The following is a 23,757-nucleotide window of genomic DNA, read 5'->3' as shown; positions in this document are numbered from 1 at the left end:
AAACGATTGCAAAAATAATATTTATAAAACAACTTTGAAGACTAAGCTATTTATAAGAGTATGAAGGATTCGTTAGACCCACGAGTACAACGTTTAAATATAGAAGATCACCCTGCCGGGCTTACTCGTAAAGTACCACTAGATCAGTTTGGTACTTATGAGGTATTCACCCAGCTGAAAGAAGATAAACCATATCAGCATGAAGGCATTGTGCATGCTCCTAATGCTGATATGGCCTTTATTTTTGCTAAAGAACAATACAGCAGGCGAATGACTTGCTCCGGACTTTTTGTTGTGGAAACCAGGAATGTTTTCGTTACAGATACTACCGAAGATGAGACTAATCTGTATAGTTTGATTTCAGATGAATTTCCTAAAGAAGGAGAAGCTGAGGAATATGAGTTTTTTCATTTGATGAAAAGAGGAAAACAGCACCAGCGTGTAGGCTCTGTAGAAGCCAGAAACCCTCAAGAAGCTTTGGCTATGGCCAAGCCAGCCTTCATCGAAGAGAAGCCTGTTTATAATGTGTGGGTTATCAAAACCAGCGATATACTTTTCTCTTCAGACGAAGACCAGATCATTTGGAGCACCTTGCCTGAAAAGCAATTTAGAGACGCCATTGCCTATAAGGCAGCAGACAAAATCAAAGCTTTTAAAGAATCTAGAGCTTAAAGCATGAATACTGAAGCATTAAAAGAGTTATTATATAAAATAGCTGATGATCAGCTAATTATAGGACATAGAAATAGTGAGTGGACAGGAATGGGTCCTATTTTGGAAGAAGACATTGCATTTTCTTCCATGGCTCAGGATAAGATTGGTCAAAGTCATTCGCTCTATCAATTATTAAACGATTTAGGAGAAGAAGATCCTGATCAGATTGCCTTTATGCGATCAGCGGAGAAGTTCAAAAACTGCCAGCTAGTAGAGCTTCCAAATGGAGAGTATGATTTTAGTCTTATCCGCCATTTTCTGTTTGACACGGCTGAAAGTGTCAGGTTTGAACTACTTGCTAACTCTACATACGAGCCTCTGGCTCAGTTAGCCCGGAAGATTCAGGGTGAAATCAGGTATCATTCTATGCATGCCAACACCTGGATTAATCAATTAGGCACAGCCACTGAAGAAAGCATATTAAGACTACAGTCTTCCCTTAATGAGGCTTATCCTTTTGCTTTAGGCATCTTTGAACCGTCACCAATGGAAGAAGTTCTCATTGATGAAGGTATCTTTGCTGGTGAAAAACAGTTAAAAGAAATGTGGGAAGAAAAGATCAGGAAGGTTATTGCTCAAACAGAGCTGAAACTACCTACCTCAGATCCTGCAGCCATTTACGGAGGAAGATTTGGGCATCACACGGAACATTTGCAGCCTCTTTTAGATGAAATGTCTGAAGTTTTCAAAATCGATCCTACTGCGGAATGGTAATTGAACTTACTTTTATCTTAAAGCGTTTGACCTCTTAGTGATACATACCAAGGAAAATATTTTAGAATGGCTGGAGCAGGTGAAAGATCCTGAAATACCTGTTTTATCACTGGTAGACCTCGGAGTAATTACCGACATAGACATTGATCATCATAGGGTAAAAGTTACCATCACTCCTACTTTTACCGGATGCCCGGCCATTGACTATATGAAGCAGGATATCATCGAGACTTTAAATAGCTATGGTATTGATTATGTAGACGTGGAAGTTTCGTTTGAGAAAAGTTGGAACTCTAACCTCATCTCTGAAAAAGGACGTAAAGCACTCAAAGATTTCGGTCTGGCTCCTCCCCCTAAACATAACCTCATCTTTGATATAGATATCCTCACCAATATAGAGTGTCCCAATTGCGGTAGTACAAATACTGAGCTGAGGTCCCCTTTTGGCCCCACCGCTTGTCGCTCTATTCATCATTGTTATTCATGTAAAGAGACCTTTGAGCAATTTAAACCTCTGTAACAAGCAGGGTAAATATAACTTTGTTAAAGGGCATACCTCCATAGTCTCGTAAATGAGACAATGATCCTATTGGTTGTCATAGCATATACTTATAATTAGGTATAAGAATTACCGCTATGAAATCACCTATACCCTCATTAACTATCGTATTATTAATTCTCTCCACCTACGTTTACGGACAACGAGTGGAAGCAGAGACAGGAATATTAACAGGTACTCATGTTGGCAACAGCAGAAGTGGCTACTCTGGCAATGGCTATGTCACTGGCTTTGATCAGGAAGGAGACATGTTGGCCATCGAGGTAAACATGAACCAAGCTGGTCTGTACACTTTATCAGTAGGTTACGCTGCCGATAGCTATAAAGAAAATTATATCATTATCAATGGTGAAAACGTAGGCAGTATGCAGTTTGAAACTTCTGCCACGTTTAAAACAAAAGCCTTTGGTAAAGTCCAGCTTAATCAGGGTGTCAATACTATAGCTATCCAACATTTCTGGGGCTGGACAGACGTGGATTATATATCTTTAGAAAGCACCGCCCCCGCAGATTTCGATAATATTTCACCTACACTAGTTACAACTAACGCCGCAGATATTACCAAAAGGCTATATGCCTACCTGGGAGATATTTATGGATCTAAAATACTATCAGGGCAGCAGGGCAGTGATTTATCTAACATTCAACATATTCAGCAAGTTACCGGAAAGCTCCCTGCGGTGAGAGGTTTTGATTTCATTGACTACTCCCCTTCCAGAGTAGAGCATGGTGCCTCTTCTAATGAAACCCAGGATATTATTGATTGGCATAATCAAGGTGGAATTGTCACTGCTTGCTGGCATTGGAATGCCCCAAAAGATTTGATTGATCAGGTAGATAAAGAATGGTGGCGCGGCTTCTATACCTATGCCACCACCTTTGATGTCTCTATCGCCATGAATAACAGTAATTCTCAGGAATACCAACTATTAATTCGAGATATAGATGTAATAGCACAAGAGCTCAAAACCCTGCAACAAGCTAACATTCCGGTACTGTTCAGGCCGCTTCATGAGGCTGAAGGCGAATGGTTTTGGTGGGGAGCAAAAGGCCCCGAACCATGCAAATGGCTCTGGAGAGTAATGTTTGATCGAATGATCAACTATCACGGCATTAATAATCTGATCTGGGTGTGGACCACCACAGACTCTGAGAATGCCATGAACTGGTATCCAGGGGATGAATATGTGGACATTGTTGGTGCTGATATTTATTTAAGCCCTGGCAACTATAGTACAAGCTTTAGCATGTTTGATAATATCGTAGCTCAGTTTAATGGAGAGAAAATCGTTACGCTGTCTGAGACGGGTACTATCCCTACCCCTACTGATTTAGAAAATGAAGGTGCCTATTGGAACTGGTTTTGCACCTGGGAAGGTGGCTTTATTAAAGATGGCAACTATAACACTCAAAGTCATTTGGTGGAAGTATTTAACCATGATTATGTAATCACTTTGGATGAACTACCCAACATTGCTACCTATGTTAATCAACCGAACGTGGAAGAGCAAATTACTGCTATTGACGGAATACCTTCATTTAAAATCTATCCTAATCCCGTTCATGCCAATTTAACAGTAGAGCTACTTTCCAGTACTAACCGGATACAGCTCATAAGCATGCAAGGTCAGGTGTTGCAGGATATATTTGATCCACAAGCCAGCCAAACCATAGATATGACTAGCTTAGAATCAGGCATTTATATTATCCGAATGATTCAGGATAACCAGATCGTCAACAGAAAAATATTAAAGGAGTGATTTAGTTACACTCCTGCTCTGGAAACTCGGCTCCAAGAGATCGGGCCTCATCCCAGTCATTTTTCGCTTTCACGCCCTCGCCCATAATGCAGTAGATACTGCCTCTGTTGAGCCATGCTTCCACATAGTCTGGCTTAATTTTCAGTGCTCTGGAAAACTCAGTGATAGCCTCTGTATATTTATTCATAATGAAATATGAGTAACCTTTTTCATAAAATGCTTCGGCATATGCGGGCTTAAGGGCTATAGCTTTATCATAATATGTAATAGCATCATCATTTTCATTCAGCTGCGATTTACAGACACCTATCAAATAGAATGTCTCTGCGTTAGAATCATCTTTTTCAACGGCTTGTTCAAAAAGTTTTATGGCAGCTTCAAAATTCCCATTAGAATATTCATCATAACCTTTATCCAGCAAATCATCAGCCGATTGAGCATGACTTACTATGGTAGAAGATATTACAATAAAAAGGGCAATAAAATATTTCATATTATTTAACATTCAAACGTGTGACTTTTAATCAACTACACAGTCTAACGAACAAAGTTTAAGAAAAATTAAAAAACTTCAACTTATTTGGTAAATCCAAATAAGTTTTTAACCTTTGATGCAAATGATTAACTCAAGCACATATACACCCATGAATAGCCCGGCTTCTCCAGCTGCGGTTGTGTATACTCCTGTGCTTAGGTTTAGGCCATTTAGGCCCCTGTTGGGGTAATAGCATCTAGCCGGGGGTACGTCCCATCGTGCACACACATATCTTTTTATTATTTCCTATTTTAAATTTTTGCCGCAAGGCATTCACAAATATAATTTCGATTTTCAATAATGTCGGAAGTAAAACTCACAATAGCTAATGAAACGCATTTGCGTTTCGCCGAAGAAATTTGCAACATGATGGAAACCGCTGCTGCCCAGCGCGGAACCGGTATTGCAAAACGTTCACCATTATACGTGAGCGCCAAAATGATGGAAGGAAAAGCCGTAATCGCTGTTTCTGACGATCAACCCGTAGGATTTTGCTACATAGAAACATGGGGACATGGTAAATATGTGGCTAACTCAGGCTTAATTGTGCACCCCGATTTCAGAAATACTGGTTTAGCCAAACGTATTAAAGATGAGATCTTTAAACTATCCAGAAAGAAATATCCTGAATCAAAGATATTTGGTATCACTACCAGCTTAGCAGTAATGAAGATTAACTCAGAACTAGGTTACAAACCAACCACTTTCTCTGAGCTTACTACTGATGAAGACTTCTGGAAGGGCTGTCAGAGCTGTAAAAACTACGACATTCTTACCCGTACAAACAGAGCTCACTGTCTATGCACAGGCATGATCTATGATCCTGCCAAGCAAGCAAAAAGTGGCGTAGCTAAAGCCAGTAAAGAAGAAAGATGGCAGCGCTTCACAGGCTTTTTAAAAGATGGTGCTGACCGTTTGAAAGGAAAAATTAAATTAAAAATTAATAATCAAGACCCTAAAAATTCTAAAAATTTATCATGGCTGACCAAAGTAAAGTTGTTTTAGCTTTTAGTGGTGGACTAGACACCACTTATTGTGTAAAATATTTAAAACACGAACTGAACCTTGAAGTTCATTCGGTGCTTGTAAACACTGGTGGCTTCGGTGAGGAAGAGCTTAAAGCAATTGAAAAACATGCTTTGGAACTTGGAGTAGCGCATCATGAAAGCATTGATGTGGTAGATGAGTTCTATCAAAAAGCTATCAAATACCTTATTTTTGGTAACGTACTAAAAAACAACACATATCCTCTATCTGTAAGTGCAGAGAGGGTATTTCAAGCCATGGCCATAGCCAGGTACGCCAAAGAACATGGAGCAGAATATATCGCTCATGGTAGTACTGGTGCAGGTAATGATCAGGTTCGTTTTGATTTGGTTTTCAACATTATGGCCCCTGAAGCGAAGATCATCACTCCTATCCGTGACCTTCAGCTATCCAGACAAGCGGAGATCGATTATTTGAAATCTCACGGGGTGGAAATGAACTGGGAGAAAGCGAAATATTCTATCAACAAAGGCCTTTGGGGAACCAGCGTGGGTGGAGCAGAAACGCTTACTTCTAAAAATGCATTACCAGAAGAGGCTTACCCAAGTCAGTTAGTAAACAAGGAACCTAAAAGCATTACTTTAGAATTTAAAGAGGGTGAAATTGTAGCCGTAGATGGCGAAAGCATGGCTCCTACCAAAGCTATTCAGCTATTAAATAAAGTAGCTAGTGAATATGCTATTGGAAGAGACATACACGTGGGTGACACTATTATTGGTATAAAAGGAAGAGTAGGATTTGAGGCAGCAGCACCAATTTTATTGATCAAAGCGCACCACCTACTTGAAAAACATACACTCACCAAGTGGCAGCAGCACTGGAAAGAGCAACTAGCCAGCTGGTATGGCATGATGATGCATGAAGGACAATATCTTGATCCCGTGATGCGTAACATTGAAAAGTTCATGGAAGACACTCAGCAGTTTGTAACAGGAAAGGTGCACATGAAGCTAAGCCCATACCAATTTGCTTTGCAAGGCATTGAATCTGAGCATGATTTAATGACTTCTAAGTTTGGTAACTACGGAGAAATGAACAAAGGCTGGAGCGGAGAAGATGTGAAAGGATTTACCAAAATATTGGCAAATCAGACTAAGATCTTTTACGCTGTAAATGAATTATAAATAATGATGTTGAATGTTTGTGGAGACACAAACATTGGCCAAATAAACCTTAAAGCCTAGGTTCGTGTCTTCACGAACCGCATCTAAATTAAAAAGCCAAGGTATAGCTGAGGTTTGTGTCAGCACAACCTTTTGCAGGCCTTAACATCAACAAAACCAATAAGAAATGATCAAAGTAGGAATTATCGGGGCAGCAGGTTATACTGCTGGGGAGCTTATCAGAATCCTGATCAACCACCCTGATATTGAACTCACATATTTATATAGCAACAGTCAGGCCGAGCGCGACATTACCAGTGTTCACGATGACCTACTGGGGCAAACGGATCTAAAGTTCAGTGCCGAAATCAAAGAAACTGATGTTGTATTTCTTTGTCAGGGACATGGTAAATCCAGAGAATTTTTAGATCACCACACTTTCAATGCTCAAACTAAAATCATTGACCTTAGTCAGGATTTCAGACATCAGACAAAGGCTCAGTGGGATGACAGAACGTTTGTTTATGGCTTACCAGAACTAAACAAGTCAAAAATAACTTCCGCTAAAAACATAGCTAATCCAGGTTGCTTTGCTACTGCTATACAGCTAGCCATACTACCTTTAGCTCAGGCCGGTTTACTAAAAGATGAGGTTCATGTAAATGCCATTACGGGTTCTACCGGTGCCGGTCAGGCTCCAGGAGCGACTACCCACTTTAGCTGGAGAAACAATAACGTGTCCATCTATAAAGCATTTGAACATCAGCATCTTGTAGAAATTACGGAAAGTGTAAAAAGTCTTCAACCTGCCTTTGATCAGGATATCAACTTTATTCCGGTAAGAGGTAATTTCTCAAGAGGTATTCTGGCTTCTGTATACACCACTTTTGAAGGCTCTGCTAGTGATGCGCTCAAGCTTTATCAGGAGTTTTATGCAGATGCTGCTTTCACTACAGTAACAGATCAAGGCATTCATCTAAAGCAGGTGATTAATACTAATAATGCTCTGGTAAGTGTAGAGAAACACAAAAACAAAATATTGATTACCAGCATTATAGATAACCTTTTAAAAGGAGCCTCTGGCCAGGCGGTCGAAAATATGAACCTGATGTTTGGCCTTGACCAAAGCACAGGATTAAAACTAAAAGCTAACTTATTCTAACCATGCAAAAGCAAACCATAGCCATTCTTGGAGCAGGAAACTTAGGATTAGCCATTTATAAGGGTCTGGAAGCCGGTGGCTTACTGGAAACTAATCAGGCTATTCTTACCAGAAGGGACCTTAGCAGCATAAAAGACATTAGCCATAAATCTACTACGGTTACTACCAATAATAAGGAGGCTGTAGAAAAGGCGGACATTGTAATATTTGCTGTGCAGCCCAGGCAGTTAGCTGATGTGGTTAATGAGGTGAAGCCTGCGTTAGATCAGGACAAGCACACGCTCATTTCAGTAATAACTGCTATCGCTATTGAAGAGATAGAGAATATGGTTGGCTTTCAATTTCCGATTATAAGGGCCATGCCCAACACGGCCATTGCCGTAAGGCAGTCCATGACCTGCATAGCTTATAATGCAGCTGGTAAAAAGCAGTTAGACGCTGTACAAACCATCTTTAACTGCGTAGGAAAGACCATGGTCATAGAAGAAAACCTAATGCAAGCGGCCACAGTAGTATGTGCCAGCGGCATTGCGTTTTGGATGCGTTTCATCAGAGCTACCACACAAGGTGGCGTGCAGTTGGGCTTTGATGCTGAAGATGCTCAGAAGATAGCTGTTCAAGCTTGCCTTGGAGCCGCTAGCCTGCTAGACGGCAGCGACAGCCACCCAGAACAGGAAATAGACAGAGTAACTACTCCTCAAGGGTGTACCATTGCCGGACTTAATGAGATGGAGCATAATGGACTTAGCTCCGCCCTTATCAAAGGTTTGGTTACTTCTTATGATCGAATTAACAAAATGAAAAAATCATGAACCCATTTGACGTTTATCCACTCCTGGACATAGAGCCTGTAAAAGCAGAAGGGTGTAAAATTATAGATAGCAACGGCACTGAATACCTGGATTATTATGGCGGTCATGCTGTAATTTCCATTGGTCATTCACACCCCGTTTATGTAAAGAAAATTAGCGAGCAGCTGCAGAACCTAGGTTTCTACTCTAATTCAGTGCAGATACCAATTCAAAAAGAACTCTCTCAAAAGTTAGGTCAACTCTCAGGTTATGAAGATTATGACCTTTTTTTATGCAATTCCGGGGCTGAAGCCAATGAAAACGCCTTAAAACTGGCTTCTTTTCATACTAACAAAAGTAGAGTGATCGCATTCAAAAAGGCTTTTCACGGTCGTACTTCAGCAGCAGTTTCTGTTACGGATAATACCAATTACATTGCTCCTGTAAACAAGACTACAAACACCACTTTCGTGGAGCTGAATGATCTTGATGCGGTAGAAACTGAGTTAAACAAAGGAAATGTTTGTGCTGTTATTATTGAAGGAATTCAAGGTGTTGGTGGAATACATTTACCTGATGATGAGTTCCTTAGAAACTTAAAGCAGCTTTGCGAGGAATATGATGCCATCCTTATTCTGGATGAAGTTCAGTCAGGATATGGGAGAACTGGTAAGTTCTTCGCACATCAATATGCTAACATTAAACCAGACCTTATTACGGTGGCAAAAGGAATGGGTAATGGGTTTCCAATCGGTGGCGTGCTGATAAGTCCTAAGTTTGAAGCCAAGCATGGGCAACTGGGCACTACTTTCGGAGGCAACCATTTGGCATGTGCGGCAGGCCTGGCGGTGTTAGAGGTGATGGAAAGTGAAAAATTAATTACAAACGCCTCACACCTAGGAAGTTATTTTTTTAGTAAATTCATAGAGATCCCGGAGATCAAAGAAATAAGGGGAAGAGGACTCATGATAGCCCTTGAGTTTGATTTTCCAATTAAAAAATTAAGGCAGGTGCTACTGCAAGAGGAGCATGTTTTTACGGGTGTAGCATCCAATCCCAATGTACTTAGATTACTTCCACCTTTGAGTCTAAGTGAAAATGATGCTAATTTGTTTATAGAGAAATTAAATAGAGCAATAGCAAAAGTAAAGGCTGATGAAGCAATTCATATCCGTTAAGGACACAGAAGACCCGAAAGGGTTAGTTAAAAAAGCATTAGAATTAAAAAAAGATCCATTTTCTAACCAGATAGGAAAAAACAAAACCATGGGGTTGGTATTCTTCAACCCCAGCTTAAGGACAAGGATGAGTACCCAAAAGGCGGCCATGAACCTGGGTATGAATGTGATCAACATGAATATTGATAAGGACGGCTGGAAGATAGAGTTTAATGACGGAGCCGTGATGGATGGTGACAGTCAGGAACATATTAAAGACGCGGTGAAAGTGATGAGCCAGTATGTGGATATACTGGGTGTAAGAACCTTCCCTGGCCTTAAGGATAGAGATTCAGATTATAACGAAGAAGTAATATCTAACTTCATAAAATATAGTGATGTGCCCATTGTAAGCCTGGAGTCGGCAACACGCCACCCGCTGCAATCATTGGCTGATTTAGTGACTATTGAGGAAATTGGCGTCAAAAAACCAAAGGTAGTATTAAGTTGGGCTCCACATCCACGTATTTTGCCTCAGGCAGTACCTAATTCATTTGCCGAGTGGGTAAAAGTAACTGATGCAGAGCTCACTATAGCCTGCCCAAAAGGGTATGAACTGGCCGATGAATTTATGGCTGGAGCTAACGTTACGCATGATCAGGAGGAAGCTTTTAGTGGGGCTGATATTATTTATGCAAAAAACTGGAGCAGCTATCACCATTATGGTGAAAAACCTGAGGTGAAAGAAGACTGGAGAATCACTTCAGAAAAAATGGCGCTCACAAACAATGGTAAGTTTATGCATTGCTTACCTATAAGAAGAAATGTAATAGCCACTGATGACGTAATAGACAATTCTATTGTTTATCAGGAAGCAAAAAATAGAGAATATGCCGCACAGGCCGTGTTGAAGGAAATTTTAGAAAATCTATGAAGCCCAAACTAACCATAGTAAAAATAGGAGGAAACGTAATTGATGACCCCGAAATGTTACAAACTGTACTTAAAGAGTTTGGTCAGCTGGAGGGTGCTAAGCTTTTAGTCCATGGAGGTGGTAAAATTGCGTCTGACATTTCTAAAAGATTAAAAATACCTACTCAAATGGTGGATGGCAGGCGCATTACTGATGCCGCTACCCTGGAAGTAGTTACTATGGTGTATGGTGGATTAGTGAACAAAAACGTAATAGCCATTCTGCAAAGCTATGGTACCGATGCCATTGGGCTAACCGGAGCGGATGCCAATACTATTCCTGCCAATAAAAGGCCTGTCAATGACATTGACTATGGCTTTGTTGGTGATATAGATACTTCCCATATCAATACCGAGAGACTAAGCTACCTGATAGATGGCGGACTAGTGCCAGTATTCTGTGCCTTAACCCATGATAATCAGGGGCATTTGCTTAATACGAATGCCGATACCATGGCCTCTTCTTTGGCCATAGCTCTTTCTGAAGGTTATGATACTGAGCTGATATATTGCTTCGAAAAAAATGGTGTTTTATTGGATGTTGAAGATGACAACACGCTCATCCGTGAGTTGAATTATCTTCACTTTCAGCAATTAAAGGATGATGGTGTTATTCATCAAGGCATGATACCAAAGCTTGACAATGCTTTTCTTGCCAAAAGACAAGGCGTGAACGTAACCGTAAAACATGCTTTGAATTTGACATCACCATTAGGTACCAGCTTGTTATGAGTTTAACAGAAGAAGCGATTAGCTTACTGAAATCCCTGATTAACATTCCATCATTTTCCAGAGAAGAGGATAAAACAGCTGATCTCATGGAAGAATTTTTGAATGGAAGGGGTATTGCCTGTGAGCGAAGCAAAAACAATGTCTGGGCGAAGAATAAGCATTTTTCGGCAGACAAACCCACACTTTTACTCAACTCTCATCATGATACAGTAAAGCCAAATGCCAGCTACACCAGAGACCCACATCTAGCGGAGGTGATTGATGGAAAACTCTATGGACTGGGCAGTAATGATGCTGGCGGACCATTAGTTTCGTTGCTAGCTACATTCCTTCATTTTTATGATCAGGAAGGCTTAAGTCATAATTTGATCTATGCCGCCACGGCTGAAGAAGAAGTGTCAGGTAAAGATGGTGTAGAAAGCATTTTACCCAGCTTGGGTGAAATAGATTTGGCGATAGTGGGCGAACCAACTAGTATGGATCTGGCCGTTTCTGAAAAAGGACTGATGGTGCTAGACTGTGTAGCTAGAGGGAAAGCCGGACATGCCGCCAGGAATGAAGGTGAGAATGCCATTTATAAAGCCATAAAAGACATTGAGTGGTTCAGAAAGTATGAATTTGCTCAAGTCTCCCCTACTCTGGGCCCCGTGCATATGAACGTGACTCAGGTAAACGCAGGAACTCAGCACAATGTGGTGCCTGACGAATGCCATTTTGTGGTTGATGTAAGATTAACAGATACTTACAGCCATGAAGAAATACTGCAAATCATCAGTGAACATACTTCGAGCGAAGTTACTGCTCGTTCTACACGATTGAAGCCATCGGGTATTAGTCTGGAGCATCCGATAGTCAAGATAGCCATTGAAAAGGGCATGAAGACTTATGGCTCACCAACCATGTCTGATCAGGCGCTGATCAATGCGCCTAGCATAAAGCTGGGCCCTGGAGACTCAGAGCGGTCACATTCGGCCGATGAGTTCATCTATGTGAAGCAGATAGAAGAAGGTATTGATACCTATATTGATTTATTAGAAAGATTTTTAAAAAACTGAAGAATGAAACTTTGGGACAAAGGATATAAAATAGAAACTGCTGTTGAAGAATTTACCGTAGGCAATGACCGTGAGCTCGATCTGCATCTGGCAAAATATGATGCTTTAGGATCGCTGGCACATGCTCAAATGCTTCATGAGGTGGGCATTTTAACAGATGAAGACATCAAAGGCATTGATAAGGAGATAAGAGTTATTCTTAAAAATATAGAAGAAGGCAACTTCAGCATTGATGAGAATTTTGAGGATGTCCATTCTAAAATAGAGCATGAGCTCACGCTGAAATTAGGCGAAGCAGGCAAAAAAATCCATACTGCCCGTTCCAGAAATGATCAGGTTTTAGTGGATATGCACCTTTTCTGCAAAGAAGAGATTGGCACCATTAAATCATTAGTGAAAAACCTTTTTGACAGACTTATTGCGCTGAGCAATGAGCATAAAGGTATTCTAATTCCTGGCTATACTCACTTGCAAATAGCTATGCCATCATCCTTTGGAATGTGGTTTGGCGCTTATGCAGAAGCTTTGGTTGATGACGTTCATTTCTTGAATGCCGCGTTTAAAATTTCTGATCAAAATCCGTTGGGTTCCGCCGCTGGTTATGGTAGTTCTTTTCCTATTAACAGGACTTCTACTACCCAGAAAATGGAATTTAGTACACTGAAATTCAACTCAGTAGCCGCTCAAATGAGCCGTGGTAAATTAGAAAAGTCAGTGAGTTTTGCTCTGGCTAGTACTGCTGGAACATTGTCAAAATTCGCTATGGACGTTTGCCTCTATATGAGTCAGAATTTTGGTTTCCTTACTTTCCCGGCTCACCTGACTACAGGATCCAGCATCATGCCTCATAAAAAGAACCCTGATGTATTTGAACTCATCAGAGGTAAATGCAATAAAATACAGGCATTACCAACAGAACTAATGCTGATTACCAACAACTTACCAAGTGGATACCATCGTGATTTCCAACTTCTTAAAGAGAGCCTGTTTGCAGGCCTTTTTGAGTTAAAATCATGCCTGCAGATATGTGAGTTTATGCTACAGCACATTATTGTAAACGAAGATGCCATTAATGATCCGAAATACGATTACTTGTACAGCGTAGAGGTGGTGAACAAAGAGGTTCAAAATGGACTTTCATTCCGTGAGGCTTACCAAAAAGTGGGTAAAGAGATTGAAGAAGGCAAATATTCACCGAGTAAAGAGGTTCATCATACTCATGAAGGAAGCATCGGTAATCTTTGCAATGATAAGATTGTAGAGAAAATGGAGAAGGCTTTAAGCTAAGCTGAGTGGTATAATTACACCCCTTCGGGGTTATATATAAGGCCTTACTTTTTAAAATTGTATCACCTCTTCGAGGTTTGGAAGAGGTGATTATCTTTCACTTCTTCACACAAATCATAACTCCGGTAGACCATACCATCTTAGTGATTATCAAGTCCTCCCTTGCCTCTAGGTCGGATACCAGCTTTTTAGCCTTTTCAGCATGTCCTTCCGGCCAGTTGGGTTGCTCTGTCATGTCATCAATGATGTAAAATCCGCCTTTCTTTATCATCGAGATGGTTTCGTTCAACTCAGAGTATTTTCCTGGCCAGGCGTCCGCAAAAATCAAATCAAAAGGCTCTCCCTGATAATTTTTGATCCATTCAGTGCCATCCGCACATAGCAGTTCCACTCTTTTATCTTCACCAAAGAAACTTTGAGCTATTTCGATAAGCTTAGGATCGTTATCAATACTTATTATCGAGGCATCATCGTCAAGGCCATCTACCATCCAGGCGAGTGACAGACCTATGCCTGTGCCCAGCTCGAGTACTCTTGCTTTTGGCTTAGAGGAAATTAATGTTGTAAGGAGCGTACCTATGTAGATATCTGAAGGCATAGTGAAACCTTCCTCCTTACACTTGGCAACTAAAGACGAGTAATGAATGGGTATTGATTTTATATCTGCTTGGTTCATGCTTTAAAATAAAAGTATTTGACCAAAAAGTTGCAATCAATACCATTAAATTAACTTAAACTATAACATTAAATATGACAATAAACCCCTGATTAAATATCATTTAATCCGTAAGCACCAGTTACTTAAACAGATTTCAAAGAATACACTGGCATAAATATTTTTAGAAAAAACAAAGTTTTAATTATTCAATTTTTTAAATCATGAAGCAACTATCAAAACTTTTACTTTTAGTAAGTGTAGTATTTTTTTACTCATGTTCTGACGATAATGAAACTAAAGCTCCTGTGGCTGATTTCACTGCAACAGTAAGTGGAGATGCGCCTAATGCCACTGTAACTATAACAAATAACTCTACTGATGCCGGAACCTATGTATGGACTTTCGGTGAAGGTTCTAACCTTGAAACTTCTACTGACGAAGCTCCAAGTATCACAGTGGATAAAACAGGTAGCCTTGAAATTAGTTTAGTGGCTAGCAATGGTAGCGAGCAAGATCAAATGACGCAAACAGTTACTATTTCTGGTAATAACGCCATTGTTACGTACACTGACCTAGAATTTGGATTAGATGCAGGTGATGATACCTATGGCCGTCTATTCTCTTTTGAAGATGGGAAAATTTACAAAGACAGTGAGATAACCGAGGCGAATGGAGCATCGATAGGTCTTGCATTTGGTAGCATGGGCAACACAATGTACTACTTCGAAAGCCCTTCTGCCGAAGATTATAATGTTCCTAATGCTACTGTTACTCAAGTAATTAATTACGAATCTGAACCAACTTTCAATGCTACGCAATTTGATGCTATGGCTGATGATTCTGAATTAGCTGATCTTACTATTGATGGTACGGAAGATAGCTTTGGCAATAGCTCTATCCCAAATGTAGTCCTTTTTCAACTGGCTGATGGAAGAAAAGGTGCCATTAAAACTAAGGCTGTGAATAGCGACCGCTTATTAGTGGATATCAAAGTTCAGAAATACTAACTCAGAAATAACAATAAAAAAAGCACGGAAACCCTCAGTCTCCGTGCTTTTTTAGTTTAAAACCAGGCAGTTTTAAACAAAACCACCTTAAAATGCTTTTATAGCATATGAAATGGCGTGGACGCAGATCTAGTTCTAATATCGAAGATCGCCGAGGGCGGTCAGGCGGTAGAGTTGCCGTAGGTGGCGGCATTGGTGGAGTTATCCTTGTGATACTTTATTTAGTAATGGGAGGCGATCCTTCTGCGCTTATGCAGCAAGACACCTCATCCAGTGGTTATGAAGCTACGGCTGAGGAAGAAGAGTTAGCAGAAATGGTAGGTGTGGTGCTTGCCAACACTGAAGATGTGTGGCATGAAGTGTTTCAAGAGAGAGGTGATGTGTATCAAGAACCTAACTTAGTCTACTTTACTGGTGCAGTACAATCTGCTTGTGGTGGTGCCAGTGCTGCGGTAGGTCCATTTTACTGTCCTGCAGACTCCAAAGTTTATATAGATCTGAGTTTCTACCAGCAGATGAAAAATGAGCTGAATGCACCAGGAGATTTTGCCATGGCCTATGTTGTGGCACATGAGGTGGGGCATCATATTCAAAATTTATTGGGCATAAGCAAACAAGTGCAGGCACAGAGAGGCTCCTTATCTCAAACAGAATATAATGCTTTATCCGTAAAGCTAGAATTACAGGCCGACTATTTGGCCGGAATGTGGGCTCATTATGCTCAAAATGATTTTCAAATGCTTGAGGAAGGAGACATTGAAGAAGCGCTTAATGCTGCCAACGCCATTGGTGATGACCGTCTCCAGAAAAAATCCCAAGGTTATGTAGTACCTGATGCCTTTACCCACGGCACTTCTGAGCAACGTGTAAGGTGGTTCAAAAAAGGCTTTGTTAGCGGTCAATTAGAAGATGGTGATACCTTCAAAGCTCAATCTTTATAATTAGGCAGCTGTATGATGAATGTGGTGCCAATATCAGGAGTTGACGCCACATTAATATATCCTCCCAAAAGGTTGATGGCCTCTCTTACGATGTATAATCCCAATCCAGAGCCTGCACTAGACTCATCAGCACGATAGAACATCTCAAATATTCTTTTCAGGTGTTGGTCAGATATACCCATACCGTTATCCTCCACCTCAATAATTATTTTACCATAACTTTCAGATACTCGGATATAGATGAAAGGCCGCTCTTTGGATAGATCACAATATCTTATACTATTGGAAATGAGATTATTAAATATGATTCTTATCCGATTTTTATCTGAAACGTATAACTTCTGTTCTACCTGAATATCGTAGAAAATATCATTGTAGTGATCCAAATACTTATAAGAATCCAGCACTTCTTTAATCACCACATCAAAGTCCACTGGTTCTTTTATGATTTCCAATCTGGAATTTTTAGAGTAGGCAATGACGTCTTTAATAAAAGAATCCAGCTTAAATATGCTCTGACGCATTCTGGAAATCAGGTCTCTTCTCACCTCCTCACTGGTTTCCATGTCATAAATGTTGAGCAGACCAATCATGGAAGACAGCGGTGCTTTTAAGTCATGGGAAGCGGAGTACACGAACATGTCAAGCTCTTTATTGGTCCGCATCAACTCATCATTAGAATGCCTTAATTGCGCCGTACGCTCCTCCACCAGGGAATTTAACCGCTGTCTGGTTCTTATGAGCCTGCGGTTATAAATCTGATAGGCAATGGCTATAAGTAAGGCCACACTAAAAATGATAAGGCAAATGAACCACCACTCTAAATACAGTGGTTTAGATACTGTGAAATGATACGTAGCCGGATCACTCCATAAGTAATTACCTCTTTGCTTTACCCTGGCTTGCACCACATGTTCACCTGCTTCAAGGTCTGTCATGGTATAATAATGCTCAGCACCTGCATCTATCCAGTCTTCTGCGTCATCTAATTTGTATTGATATCTGAGTAGCTTGCCTGGAAAGGTGAGAGATATCACACTTAGCTCCAGGAAGGCTTTATTCGGAAGTGGTTCCTTTCCCAAATCATATAACGGTATTCCCCGACCATTCATTAAAATGAATGTCAAGATCGGAGTCTTAGTCTTATAAAATTCCTGATTATTGCTTAGTGAATAAGAAATCCCATTAGCCGTTCCCACCCATTTAGTTCCATAATTATCCACCCTCAGTGCCTGACTATTACCTGATCTTGATGGTAATCCTGTGTTTTCATTGAAAGCAATAACGTTACTTTTATCTTTTAGATTGATTCTTAAAACACCTTGGGTATTTGAAAGCCAAAGGTAATCTCCCTCACAGCTCACTGCCTTTACAGGTAGCTCGGTCATACTACCGGTATTTAATCTGTTAATCTCATGATTAGCATAATAGACTAAACCACAGGATGAAGCCATCCAGAGGGTATCATTTTTTGAAATAATATCATTTATTTCAAATTCTGTGGTGGTGTTGAATCCCAGAGGAACGGACACATTTTTAAACTTTTTGCTACTTTTATCATACTCATAGAGATACGAACTATTTCCTATAGTCCCGAAGAATATGCTGTTCTTTAGCTCATAAGCACATATTACCCGTGCATCTAACCCCTGATCTTGACTATATTGAGTGATGTTTTTATCTGGATCAATCTTTGTAATACCATAAGCGTCCTCCTGCTGTCCCCATAGATTCTTATCTGAATCATAATAGAGATAAAAAACAAATTTATCTCCTCTGTTCAGCCTTAATGTATCTACCACCTGGTCATCCTGCAAATGAAGAATTTCGGATTTATTGCTTAGAAAAAGATCTGACGTGTCACCTGCAATGCTTAAAAAATACTCATTATTACCTTCCAGTATTCTGTGTTGAGCGTAATCTCCCTTATTCCTTGTTATCTTAAAAAAGCCATCTTTGTAGCTGTAGTAGAGGCTCTTTCCTACAGGTACAATAGATTCTATATAATGATTATCAGGTGTAATCTTTCCGAAAAAATTTCTCTTGAATAGAACGATACCTTCATCTGAACTTACCCAAATGCTTCCATCATAAGTGGCTACGATGTCATTACTTCTGAAGACTTTAATTCTGTTTTCAACTTTAAAATCTGGCAATCTCACCTGTAACAATTCTGTACTAAAATTCCCTACAAGCAAGGTTTCTTCATCTACCTGGAATATTTTGGAAATGATATTGATATCAATACTTTCAATCAGCTGAGCCCTTAATTTGTCTTCCTCATACCATATTTTATGCACTCCATTTCTCCCACCAATGAGCGCCATATTTGCCAAACTGCAAGCAGTATTTACCTCATTTATTGGCACCTTAGTTTCCAACTCGACCAAATCAAATGAATCTTTTTCGGCATTGTACTTAAAAACTCTGCCAACATGAGAAGTAACGAAGAGCTCGGAACCTATCTCAAAAAAAGTAAATGAAGAGAAAAAGCTGTGTGAAAAATCCTCCTTACCAAACTTATATCTTTTGAAGCGCTTGAAAGAATTATCCATTCTCACCACATTGCCTGGCTCAGAGATCCAAACACGCTCACGACTATCCTGATATAGGTCTTTTGGATACCAAAGCGTACTATCTTCCATAGTTCTGGTTCCACTTACCAGCGGTTTGAACCGTGCTGTATCAAGCCTGGGTATGATTTCAGTGAGGCCAAGGTCACTTATAACAATGGTTTTACCGTTTACATTGACAATATCTTTGATATAACGGCTGGGTGTAGCATTGAGATTATTCTGGAAATTTCTACCATCATATCTCACCAAGCCTTCATCAGTACCAATCCATAAAAAGCCCAACGAGTCAAATTCAGCGGTTTTTACCAGGTGAGTAACAAGGCCTTCATTTACACCGTAGGTAAACCTCTGGTAGCTCTGGCTACGCCCGGTAAGACATAAAGCCACGAAAATGCCAACTAATAAAAATCTCCTCATAAAAAATCCATCACTCTAAAAAGTGACCGGCAATATATACCCATTTAAAGCTTTAATACAACTTAACACTTTAAAGTGACAATTACCGACTTTGAAATAGGTGTATTACTCTTTCGAGCGTACTGATCAAATGGTATCAATACATTTGCTTCAGGAAAATAAGTCGCAACACACTGAGTTGGAATGTCATACGGAACAGCCAAGAAGCCATTCGCCACTCTTTCCACTCCATTATATTCACTGATCAAGTCTACCTTATCTCTTGCTTTTATACCTGCGCTTTTCATATCCTCCGGGTTCATTAAAACTACTCTCCTGTTATAATGTATCCCACGATATCTGTCGTGCAGACCATAGATAGTGGTGTTGTATTGATCATGGCTGCGTATGGTCATCATTAAATACTGGCCTTCTTCCAAGGTATAATCTGGCAGAAGGTTTACCGTAAAGTTTGCCTTATTGGTTTTAGTAGCAAAGTTTCCTTCCCTAGCTCCATTAGGCAGATAAAACCCTCCAGGCTCACGCACCCTTTTGTTATAATCTGTAAAACCACCACATGTTTGCTCTATGCTATCGCGAATTTGGTCATAATCGGCCACCATAGCGTCCCAATTTACGGTAGATCGGCTGCCGAGCGTATGTTTCGCCATCTCAGCTACTATCTTCGGTTCGCTATAGAGATGATCAGAAATAGGCCTTTTATTACCTTTAGAACTGTGCACCACTCCTGTTGAGTTCTCAACAGACACAAACTGCTCTTCGCCATTCTGCACATCTCTTTCTGTTCTACCCAAGCATGGCAAAATTAAGGCTGTTTTCCCATGCACCAAATGGCTTCTATTCAGCTTGGTAGACACATGAACGGTCAAATCACAATTCATCAAAGCCTCTGCAGTGTATTCTGTATCTGGCGTAGCCGAAATGAAATTGCCACCCATAGCAAAAAACACCTTAGCCTTTCCTTCATGCATGGCTTTTATGGCATTCACCACATCATATCCATCTTCTTTAGGCGGCTCAAAGTTGAAAGTGGCCTTCAGCTTCTCGCCAAATTCAGGCTTAAGCTTTTCCCATATGCCCATGGTTCTATCTCCCTGCACATTACTGTGGCCACGCACCGGACAGGTACCTGCTCCCGGCTTTCCAATACTACCTTTCAACAAGAGTAGGTTTACTACCTCTCTAATATTATCTACTGCATTTTTATGTTGGGTCAATCCCATTGCCCAGCATACTATAATTTTGTTTTTACTAGCTAACAAATCAGCCACTTCACGGATGGCTGCCTCCTGCAATCCGGTTTGTGAGATCAAAGTCTGCAGATCATACTTATCCAGGTCAGCTTTAAAATCATCGTAACCTGCCGTTTTATTGGCTATAAAATCATGATCAAGCACAGTGCCTGGTGCCTTCTCCTCCATTTCATAAAGCATAATCATGATGGCTTTCAGCAAGGCAACATCTGCATTTATTCTTACCTGCAAGAAATGATCTGTTATTTTAGTGGCGGAGCCCAACATATCTTTAGGGCTCTGCGGGTGCTTAAAACCTATGAGGCCCGTTTCTGGCAGCGGGTTCACCGTTACTATCTTTGCTCCGCTCTTCTTAGCTTTCTCCAACGCTGTGAGCATTCTGGGGTGATTGGTACCTGGATTCTGACCAATAATCATAATCACATCGGCCATATAAAAATCATCGAGTTTTACCGATCCTTTACCAATACCAACTGTTTCCGAAAGACCAGCGCCACTCGATTCATGACACATATTAGAGCAGTCTGGCAGATTGTTAGTTCCAAACTGGCGTACAAAAAGCTGGTATAAAAAGGCTGCTTCGTTACTGGTTCGGCCTGAGGTGTAAAAAATCGCTTCGTTTGGAGAGCCCAAAGCATTCAGCTGCTGGCCGATCAGTTTGAAGGCCCCTTCCCATGAGATAGGCTCATAATGACTGCTACCAGGATTTAATACCATAGGATCAGTGATCCTACCGCTCTTACCGATCTCATAATCAGACCATTCTGACAATTCTTGTACGGAATATTTCTTAAAGAAATCAGCATTCACCTTGGCTTTGGTAGCCTCCTCAGCAACAGCCTTGGCGCCATTTTCACAAAACTCAGCCACCGATCTATGCTTATCCGGATCTGGCCATGCACAACCAGGACAATCGAACCCATCGAACTGATTAAGTTTTAGTAAGGCTTTGGTACCCTCTACAATGCCCACCTCTCCATACACATGCTGCAAGGAAGATGTTATGGCAGGCATCCCTCCTGCTACTGATTTCGGGTCATTAAGCTCTAGTTTATTATTGTCTTCCGGTGGTTGTGCCTTTATTCCGTCTTTACTCATATCTATTCTGCCAATGGATTCTTATATAATTTGGATTCATCCTCACCCGCACGAGGCTTTAAACACTGAAAATCCTTCTCTACCAATACGCTCAGGCTTTTATCTTCTCCCAGCGGAATTTCATAGTTAAAGCCCACCTGATCAGTGCTGGTCCAGCTATCAATGATCGTATTTGGTACTCTTACTGTTATGAAAGAGCCATTAAAATCAGCTGACATAGTCGCTTCCTGAGTAGATTCCAGTGAATAAATCAATTGGTTAGAACCAAAATCAATCTTATCACTAACCAGCCCTTCTTTTGCTATTTCTTCTACTTCGGCCGGTGCCAAACGTAATCTTAATGTATTTCCTTTTATTCTGATTTTCATGTTCCTAAAAGTCTAAACTTTTAAATAATTATCTGCTTGCAGGTTAATCCTTTCTATGCCTGAATAGATGTTAAAACCATCCATTTTAAGAAAACCTACCAGAGTCATACCTGTTTCCTTGGCAAGATTAACGGCCAAACTAGATGGTGCACCCACGGCAGCCATTAAAGCCGTACCAGCCATAGCTCCCTTCTGCACCAGTTCGAAACTTGCCCTTCCACTTACCAATATAAAATATTCTGACAGTGGTAGCAAAGAATTAGACAGTGCTGTACCTACAAGCTTATCCATAGCGTTATGCCTACCTACATCTTCTCTTATAAAACATAGCTGCCCCAGCTTATCGAACAAGCCAGCAGCATGGAGCCCTCCGGTATGCTCAAAAACATCTTGTCCGGCCCTCAACTTTTCAGGGGCACTTCTGATGTAGCTCTCTTCTATAACAAGGTCTGTATCAATATAATTACAAAGCTGATGAATAGATTCGATGGAGCTTTTTCCACAAACACCACAACTGGAATTAGTATAGAAATTTCTTTGCAGAATGGCTGGATCAAAGTTGTGCTCTGGGTGTAATTCGACGCGAATGACATTACCTTTTTCCTCCGGTTTCACATTTTCACAGTGAAGGGCACTTACCACCTGCTCCGCGTTAGTAATAATACCTTCTGTAAAAAGAAAGCCCATAGCAAGTTCTGCATCATTACCTGGTGTGCGCATGGTTACGGCCAGCTTTTCCTCTCTTCTGTTATGCTCCTCTCCAAAGCCCACCCTTATTTCCAGGGGCTCTTCAGTAGCCAATAAATCAGGACGACTGGTGTAATCTCCTTTGTAATTTTTTATTATCTCCGTTGCTCCAACCCTGGTATTACTCATACTTTAAATATACGGGTTGTTGAAGAATTAACTTGTAAAAAGAATTCTAAATGATACGTGAAATGAAGCTGATTAAGCGATAAGGTATCCTAAACCAAATAGAAGCACAAAAAGCAGTGTGCTCATGGCCATCTGTTTAAGATATGGATCAAGATCGGCAGCTTTGGTTTTGTTCTTTACTGCTTTGGCATTCACAATGAATAATGGAACCGTCACTATGAACAATAGCTGGGTCCATGAGTGAAATTCCAAGGCTGTAAAAGCCAGGGCCGACAGAATGCCAATGGTAAGCAAGAAGTAATGATAAACCACCGCTTTGCTCCTTCCTAGTCTTACTGGAACTGAATATTTACCTGCTTTCTTGTCAGATTCTATATCTCTGATGTTGTTTACATTCAAAACGGCCACTGAAAACAACCCACAGCTAAGTGCAGGGAATAATAAGAGCCAGTTTACCTGCTGAGCAAATAGATAATAAGAGCCCAATACACCGGTAAGACCGAAGAATAGCAATACAGAAAGGTCTCCCAGACCAATGTAGCCATACGGTTTTCTTCCTGCTGTATAAGCCAGTGCGGCCAGTATGGAGAGCAGGCCTAGCACAAAGAAAAAGGCAAACGCTTTTACATCAAAGCCAAAGGAAAGGTATAACAAATAGATGCCACTAGCCAGCGTCATAACTATAAAAAGGCCGATAGCTCTGCGCATGGCTGGCAGCGTGATAGCACCTGACTGCACCATCCGGGAAGGGCCTTCCCTATCAGCACTATCGGCACCGTTAATGGTATCGCCGTAGTCATTAGCCAGGTTAGATAAAATCTGTAATAATACGGTAGTAAGTATGCAGAATGCACATACCAGACCATTGAAAAAACCATTAGCTGCAGCCAAAAAGCTACCCATACAGATACTGGCAAGTGCTAATGGTAATGTTCTTAATCTAAATGCTATAATCCAGGCTTTCATGTGTATTTA

At 40.6% G+C, this 23,757-nt stretch carries 22 protein-coding genes; 15 read left to right on the top strand and 7 right to left on the bottom strand.

Translation table 11 applies throughout. The annotated features are described in order from the left end of the window. Nucleotides 1–60: 60 nt before the first annotated feature. From LVD16_RS10545 to LVD16_RS10530, 4 genes are all read left to right on the top strand, one after another. Nucleotides 61–672, top strand: a complete 612-nt coding sequence (locus LVD16_RS10545; protein ID WP_233773908.1) for a phenylacetic acid degradation b — start codon at nucleotides 61–63, stop codon at nucleotides 670–672. 3 nt (nucleotides 673–675) lie between these two features. Beyond that, complete coding sequence (gene paaC / locus LVD16_RS10540; protein ID WP_233773907.1) at nucleotides 676–1,428, top strand: 1,2-phenylacetyl-CoA epoxidase subunit PaaC; 753 nt, start codon at nucleotides 676–678, stop codon at nucleotides 1,426–1,428. Between the two features lie 37 nt (nucleotides 1,429–1,465). Beyond that, complete coding sequence (gene paaD, locus LVD16_RS10535; protein WP_233773906.1) at nucleotides 1,466–1,948, top strand: 1,2-phenylacetyl-CoA epoxidase subunit PaaD; 483 nt, start codon at nucleotides 1,466–1,468, stop codon at nucleotides 1,946–1,948. A gap of 116 nt (nucleotides 1,949–2,064) precedes the next feature. Further along, the gene (locus LVD16_RS10530; protein WP_233773905.1) at nucleotides 2,065–3,747 is read left to right on the top strand and encodes a glycosyl hydrolase; all 1,683 of its coding nucleotides are present in this window, start codon (nucleotides 2,065–2,067) and stop codon (nucleotides 3,745–3,747) included. A gap of 1 nt (nucleotide 3,748) precedes the next feature. Here LVD16_RS10530 and LVD16_RS10525 read toward each other — a convergent pair whose 3' ends face one another. Beyond that, the gene (locus LVD16_RS10525) at nucleotides 3,749–4,240 is read right to left on the bottom strand and encodes a tetratricopeptide repeat protein (protein ID WP_233773904.1); all 492 of its coding nucleotides are present in this window, start codon (nucleotides 4,238–4,240) and stop codon (nucleotides 3,749–3,751) included. Nucleotides 4,241–4,582: 342 nt separating this feature from the next. Here LVD16_RS10525 and LVD16_RS10520 point away from each other — a divergent pair, with 342 nt between their 5' ends. From LVD16_RS10520 to argH, 9 genes are all read left to right on the top strand, one after another. Beyond that, entirely contained in the window at nucleotides 4,583–5,287 is a 705-nt protein-coding gene (locus tag LVD16_RS10520) for a GNAT family N-acetyltransferase (protein ID WP_233773903.1), read from the top strand. Further along, nucleotides 5,260–6,453 carry an argininosuccinate synthase gene (gene argG, locus LVD16_RS10515; protein WP_233773902.1) on the top strand — a complete coding sequence of 398 codons (1,194 nt, stop codon included), beginning with the start codon at nucleotides 5,260–5,262 and terminating at the stop codon, nucleotides 6,451–6,453. The genes LVD16_RS10520 and argG overlap by 28 nt, the downstream gene beginning before the upstream one ends. A 166-nt stretch (nucleotides 6,454–6,619) precedes the next feature. Further along, the gene (gene argC, locus LVD16_RS10510; protein WP_233773901.1) at nucleotides 6,620–7,594 is read left to right on the top strand and encodes an N-acetyl-gamma-glutamyl-phosphate reductase; all 975 of its coding nucleotides are present in this window, start codon (nucleotides 6,620–6,622) and stop codon (nucleotides 7,592–7,594) included. Between the two features lie 2 nt (nucleotides 7,595–7,596). Further along, nucleotides 7,597–8,406, top strand: a complete 810-nt coding sequence (gene proC / locus LVD16_RS10505) for a pyrroline-5-carboxylate reductase (protein WP_233773900.1) — start codon at nucleotides 7,597–7,599, stop codon at nucleotides 8,404–8,406. Continuing rightward, complete coding sequence (locus LVD16_RS10500) at nucleotides 8,403–9,563, top strand: aspartate aminotransferase family protein (protein ID WP_233773899.1); 1,161 nt, start codon at nucleotides 8,403–8,405, stop codon at nucleotides 9,561–9,563. The genes proC and LVD16_RS10500 overlap by 4 nt, the downstream gene beginning before the upstream one ends. Then, entirely contained in the window at nucleotides 9,541–10,476 is a 936-nt protein-coding gene (locus tag LVD16_RS10495) for an N-acetylornithine carbamoyltransferase (protein ID WP_233773898.1), read from the top strand. The genes LVD16_RS10500 and LVD16_RS10495 overlap by 23 nt, the downstream gene beginning before the upstream one ends. Then, entirely contained in the window at nucleotides 10,473–11,246 is a 774-nt protein-coding gene (argB, locus tag LVD16_RS10490; protein ID WP_233773897.1) for an acetylglutamate kinase, read from the top strand. The genes LVD16_RS10495 and argB overlap by 4 nt, the downstream gene beginning before the upstream one ends. Continuing rightward, a complete protein-coding gene (locus LVD16_RS10485) occupies nucleotides 11,243–12,301 on the top strand; it encodes a M20 family metallo-hydrolase (protein ID WP_233773896.1) in 1,059 nt (352 codons plus the stop codon). The genes argB and LVD16_RS10485 overlap by 4 nt, the downstream gene beginning before the upstream one ends. A 3-nt stretch (nucleotides 12,302–12,304) precedes the next feature. Further along, the gene (gene argH, locus LVD16_RS10480) at nucleotides 12,305–13,588 is read left to right on the top strand and encodes an argininosuccinate lyase (RefSeq protein WP_233773895.1); all 1,284 of its coding nucleotides are present in this window, start codon (nucleotides 12,305–12,307) and stop codon (nucleotides 13,586–13,588) included. A 97-nt stretch (nucleotides 13,589–13,685) separates the two neighbouring features. On the opposite strand, the gene LVD16_RS10475 is transcribed toward argH, so the two are convergent. Continuing rightward, a complete protein-coding gene (locus LVD16_RS10475) occupies nucleotides 13,686–14,264 on the bottom strand; it encodes an O-methyltransferase (RefSeq protein WP_233773894.1) in 579 nt (192 codons plus the stop codon). A 203-nt stretch (nucleotides 14,265–14,467) separates the two neighbouring features. On the opposite strand from LVD16_RS10475, the gene LVD16_RS10470 reads away from it, so the two are divergent. Together LVD16_RS10470 and ypfJ are read left to right on the top strand one after the other, a co-directional pair. Next, nucleotides 14,468–15,253 (top strand): PKD domain-containing protein, encoded by a 786-nt coding sequence (locus tag LVD16_RS10470; protein ID WP_233773893.1) that lies wholly within the window; start codon nucleotides 14,468–14,470, stop codon nucleotides 15,251–15,253. 107 nt (nucleotides 15,254–15,360) lie between these two features. After that, the gene (gene ypfJ / locus LVD16_RS10465; protein WP_233773891.1) at nucleotides 15,361–16,194 is read left to right on the top strand and encodes a KPN_02809 family neutral zinc metallopeptidase; all 834 of its coding nucleotides are present in this window, start codon (nucleotides 15,361–15,363) and stop codon (nucleotides 16,192–16,194) included. On the opposite strand, the gene LVD16_RS10460 is transcribed toward ypfJ, so the two are convergent. The 5 genes from LVD16_RS10460 to LVD16_RS10440 all read right to left on the bottom strand — a co-directional run bounded on the left by LVD16_RS10460 (nucleotide 16,182) and on the right by LVD16_RS10440 (nucleotide 23,748). Continuing rightward, nucleotides 16,182–19,187: a sensor histidine kinase gene (locus LVD16_RS10460; RefSeq protein WP_233773890.1), complete on the bottom strand. Its 3,006-nt coding sequence runs from the start codon at nucleotides 19,185–19,187 to the stop codon at nucleotides 16,182–16,184. The two genes, ypfJ and LVD16_RS10460, sit on opposite strands and share 13 nt — an antisense overlap. Before the next feature lie 62 nt (nucleotides 19,188–19,249). Beyond that, a complete protein-coding gene (locus LVD16_RS10455) occupies nucleotides 19,250–21,538 on the bottom strand; it encodes an FdhF/YdeP family oxidoreductase (RefSeq protein ID WP_233773888.1) in 2,289 nt (762 codons plus the stop codon). 2 nt (nucleotides 21,539–21,540) lie between these two features. Further along, complete coding sequence (locus LVD16_RS10450) at nucleotides 21,541–21,906, bottom strand: DUF7009 family protein (RefSeq protein WP_233773887.1); 366 nt, start codon at nucleotides 21,904–21,906, stop codon at nucleotides 21,541–21,543. A 12-nt stretch (nucleotides 21,907–21,918) separates the two neighbouring features. Next, the gene (fdhD, locus tag LVD16_RS10445; RefSeq protein WP_233773886.1) at nucleotides 21,919–22,782 is read right to left on the bottom strand and encodes a formate dehydrogenase accessory sulfurtransferase FdhD; all 864 of its coding nucleotides are present in this window, start codon (nucleotides 22,780–22,782) and stop codon (nucleotides 21,919–21,921) included. A 72-nt stretch (nucleotides 22,783–22,854) separates the two neighbouring features. Next, the gene (locus LVD16_RS10440) at nucleotides 22,855–23,748 is read right to left on the bottom strand and encodes a 1,4-dihydroxy-2-naphthoate polyprenyltransferase (protein WP_233773884.1); all 894 of its coding nucleotides are present in this window, start codon (nucleotides 23,746–23,748) and stop codon (nucleotides 22,855–22,857) included. Nucleotides 23,749–23,757 lie beyond the last annotated feature (9 nt).

The organism is Fulvivirga ligni, assembly GCF_021389935.1.
Taxonomy (GTDB): domain Bacteria; phylum Bacteroidota; class Bacteroidia; order Cytophagales; family Cyclobacteriaceae; genus Fulvivirga; species Fulvivirga ligni.
This window is presented reverse-complemented; position numbering and strand designations above follow the sequence as displayed.

Coding starts and splice junctions, on each gene's coding strand:
- ypfJ (WP_233773891.1), top strand. CDS start 15,361: ATGAAATGGCGTGGACGCAGATCTAGTTCTAATATCGAAGATCGCCGA.
- LVD16_RS10460 (WP_233773890.1), bottom strand. CDS start 19,187: ATGAGGAGATTTTTATTAGTTGGCATTTTCGTGGCTTTATGTCTTACC.
- LVD16_RS10450 (WP_233773887.1), bottom strand. CDS start 21,906: ATGAAAATCAGAATAAAAGGAAATACATTAAGATTACGTTTGGCACCG.
- LVD16_RS10440 (WP_233773884.1), bottom strand. CDS start 23,748: ATGAAAGCCTGGATTATAGCATTTAGATTAAGAACATTACCATTAGCA.
- LVD16_RS10475 (WP_233773894.1), bottom strand. CDS start 14,264: ATGAACCAAGCAGATATAAAATCAATACCCATTCATTACTCGTCTTTA.
- paaC (WP_233773907.1), top strand. CDS start 676: ATGAATACTGAAGCATTAAAAGAGTTATTATATAAAATAGCTGATGAT.
- fdhD (WP_233773886.1), bottom strand. CDS start 22,782: ATGAGTAATACCAGGGTTGGAGCAACGGAGATAATAAAAAATTACAAA.
- LVD16_RS10495 (WP_233773898.1), top strand. CDS start 9,541: ATGAAGCAATTCATATCCGTTAAGGACACAGAAGACCCGAAAGGGTTA.
- LVD16_RS10470 (WP_233773893.1), top strand. CDS start 14,468: ATGAAGCAACTATCAAAACTTTTACTTTTAGTAAGTGTAGTATTTTTT.
- LVD16_RS10530 (WP_233773905.1), top strand. CDS start 2,065: ATGAAATCACCTATACCCTCATTAACTATCGTATTATTAATTCTCTCC.
- LVD16_RS10485 (WP_233773896.1), top strand. CDS start 11,243: ATGAGTTTAACAGAAGAAGCGATTAGCTTACTGAAATCCCTGATTAAC.
- argH (WP_233773895.1), top strand. CDS start 12,305: ATGAAACTTTGGGACAAAGGATATAAAATAGAAACTGCTGTTGAAGAA.
- LVD16_RS10455 (WP_233773888.1), bottom strand. CDS start 21,538: ATGAGTAAAGACGGAATAAAGGCACAACCACCGGAAGACAATAATAAA.
- LVD16_RS10520 (WP_233773903.1), top strand. CDS start 4,583: ATGTCGGAAGTAAAACTCACAATAGCTAATGAAACGCATTTGCGTTTC.
- argG (WP_233773902.1), top strand. CDS start 5,260: ATGGCTGACCAAAGTAAAGTTGTTTTAGCTTTTAGTGGTGGACTAGAC.
- LVD16_RS10545 (WP_233773908.1), top strand. CDS start 61: ATGAAGGATTCGTTAGACCCACGAGTACAACGTTTAAATATAGAAGAT.
- proC (WP_233773900.1), top strand. CDS start 7,597: ATGCAAAAGCAAACCATAGCCATTCTTGGAGCAGGAAACTTAGGATTA.
- argC (WP_233773901.1), top strand. CDS start 6,620: ATGATCAAAGTAGGAATTATCGGGGCAGCAGGTTATACTGCTGGGGAG.
- argB (WP_233773897.1), top strand. CDS start 10,473: ATGAAGCCCAAACTAACCATAGTAAAAATAGGAGGAAACGTAATTGAT.
- LVD16_RS10500 (WP_233773899.1), top strand. CDS start 8,403: ATGAACCCATTTGACGTTTATCCACTCCTGGACATAGAGCCTGTAAAA.
- LVD16_RS10525 (WP_233773904.1), bottom strand. CDS start 4,240: ATGAAATATTTTATTGCCCTTTTTATTGTAATATCTTCTACCATAGTA.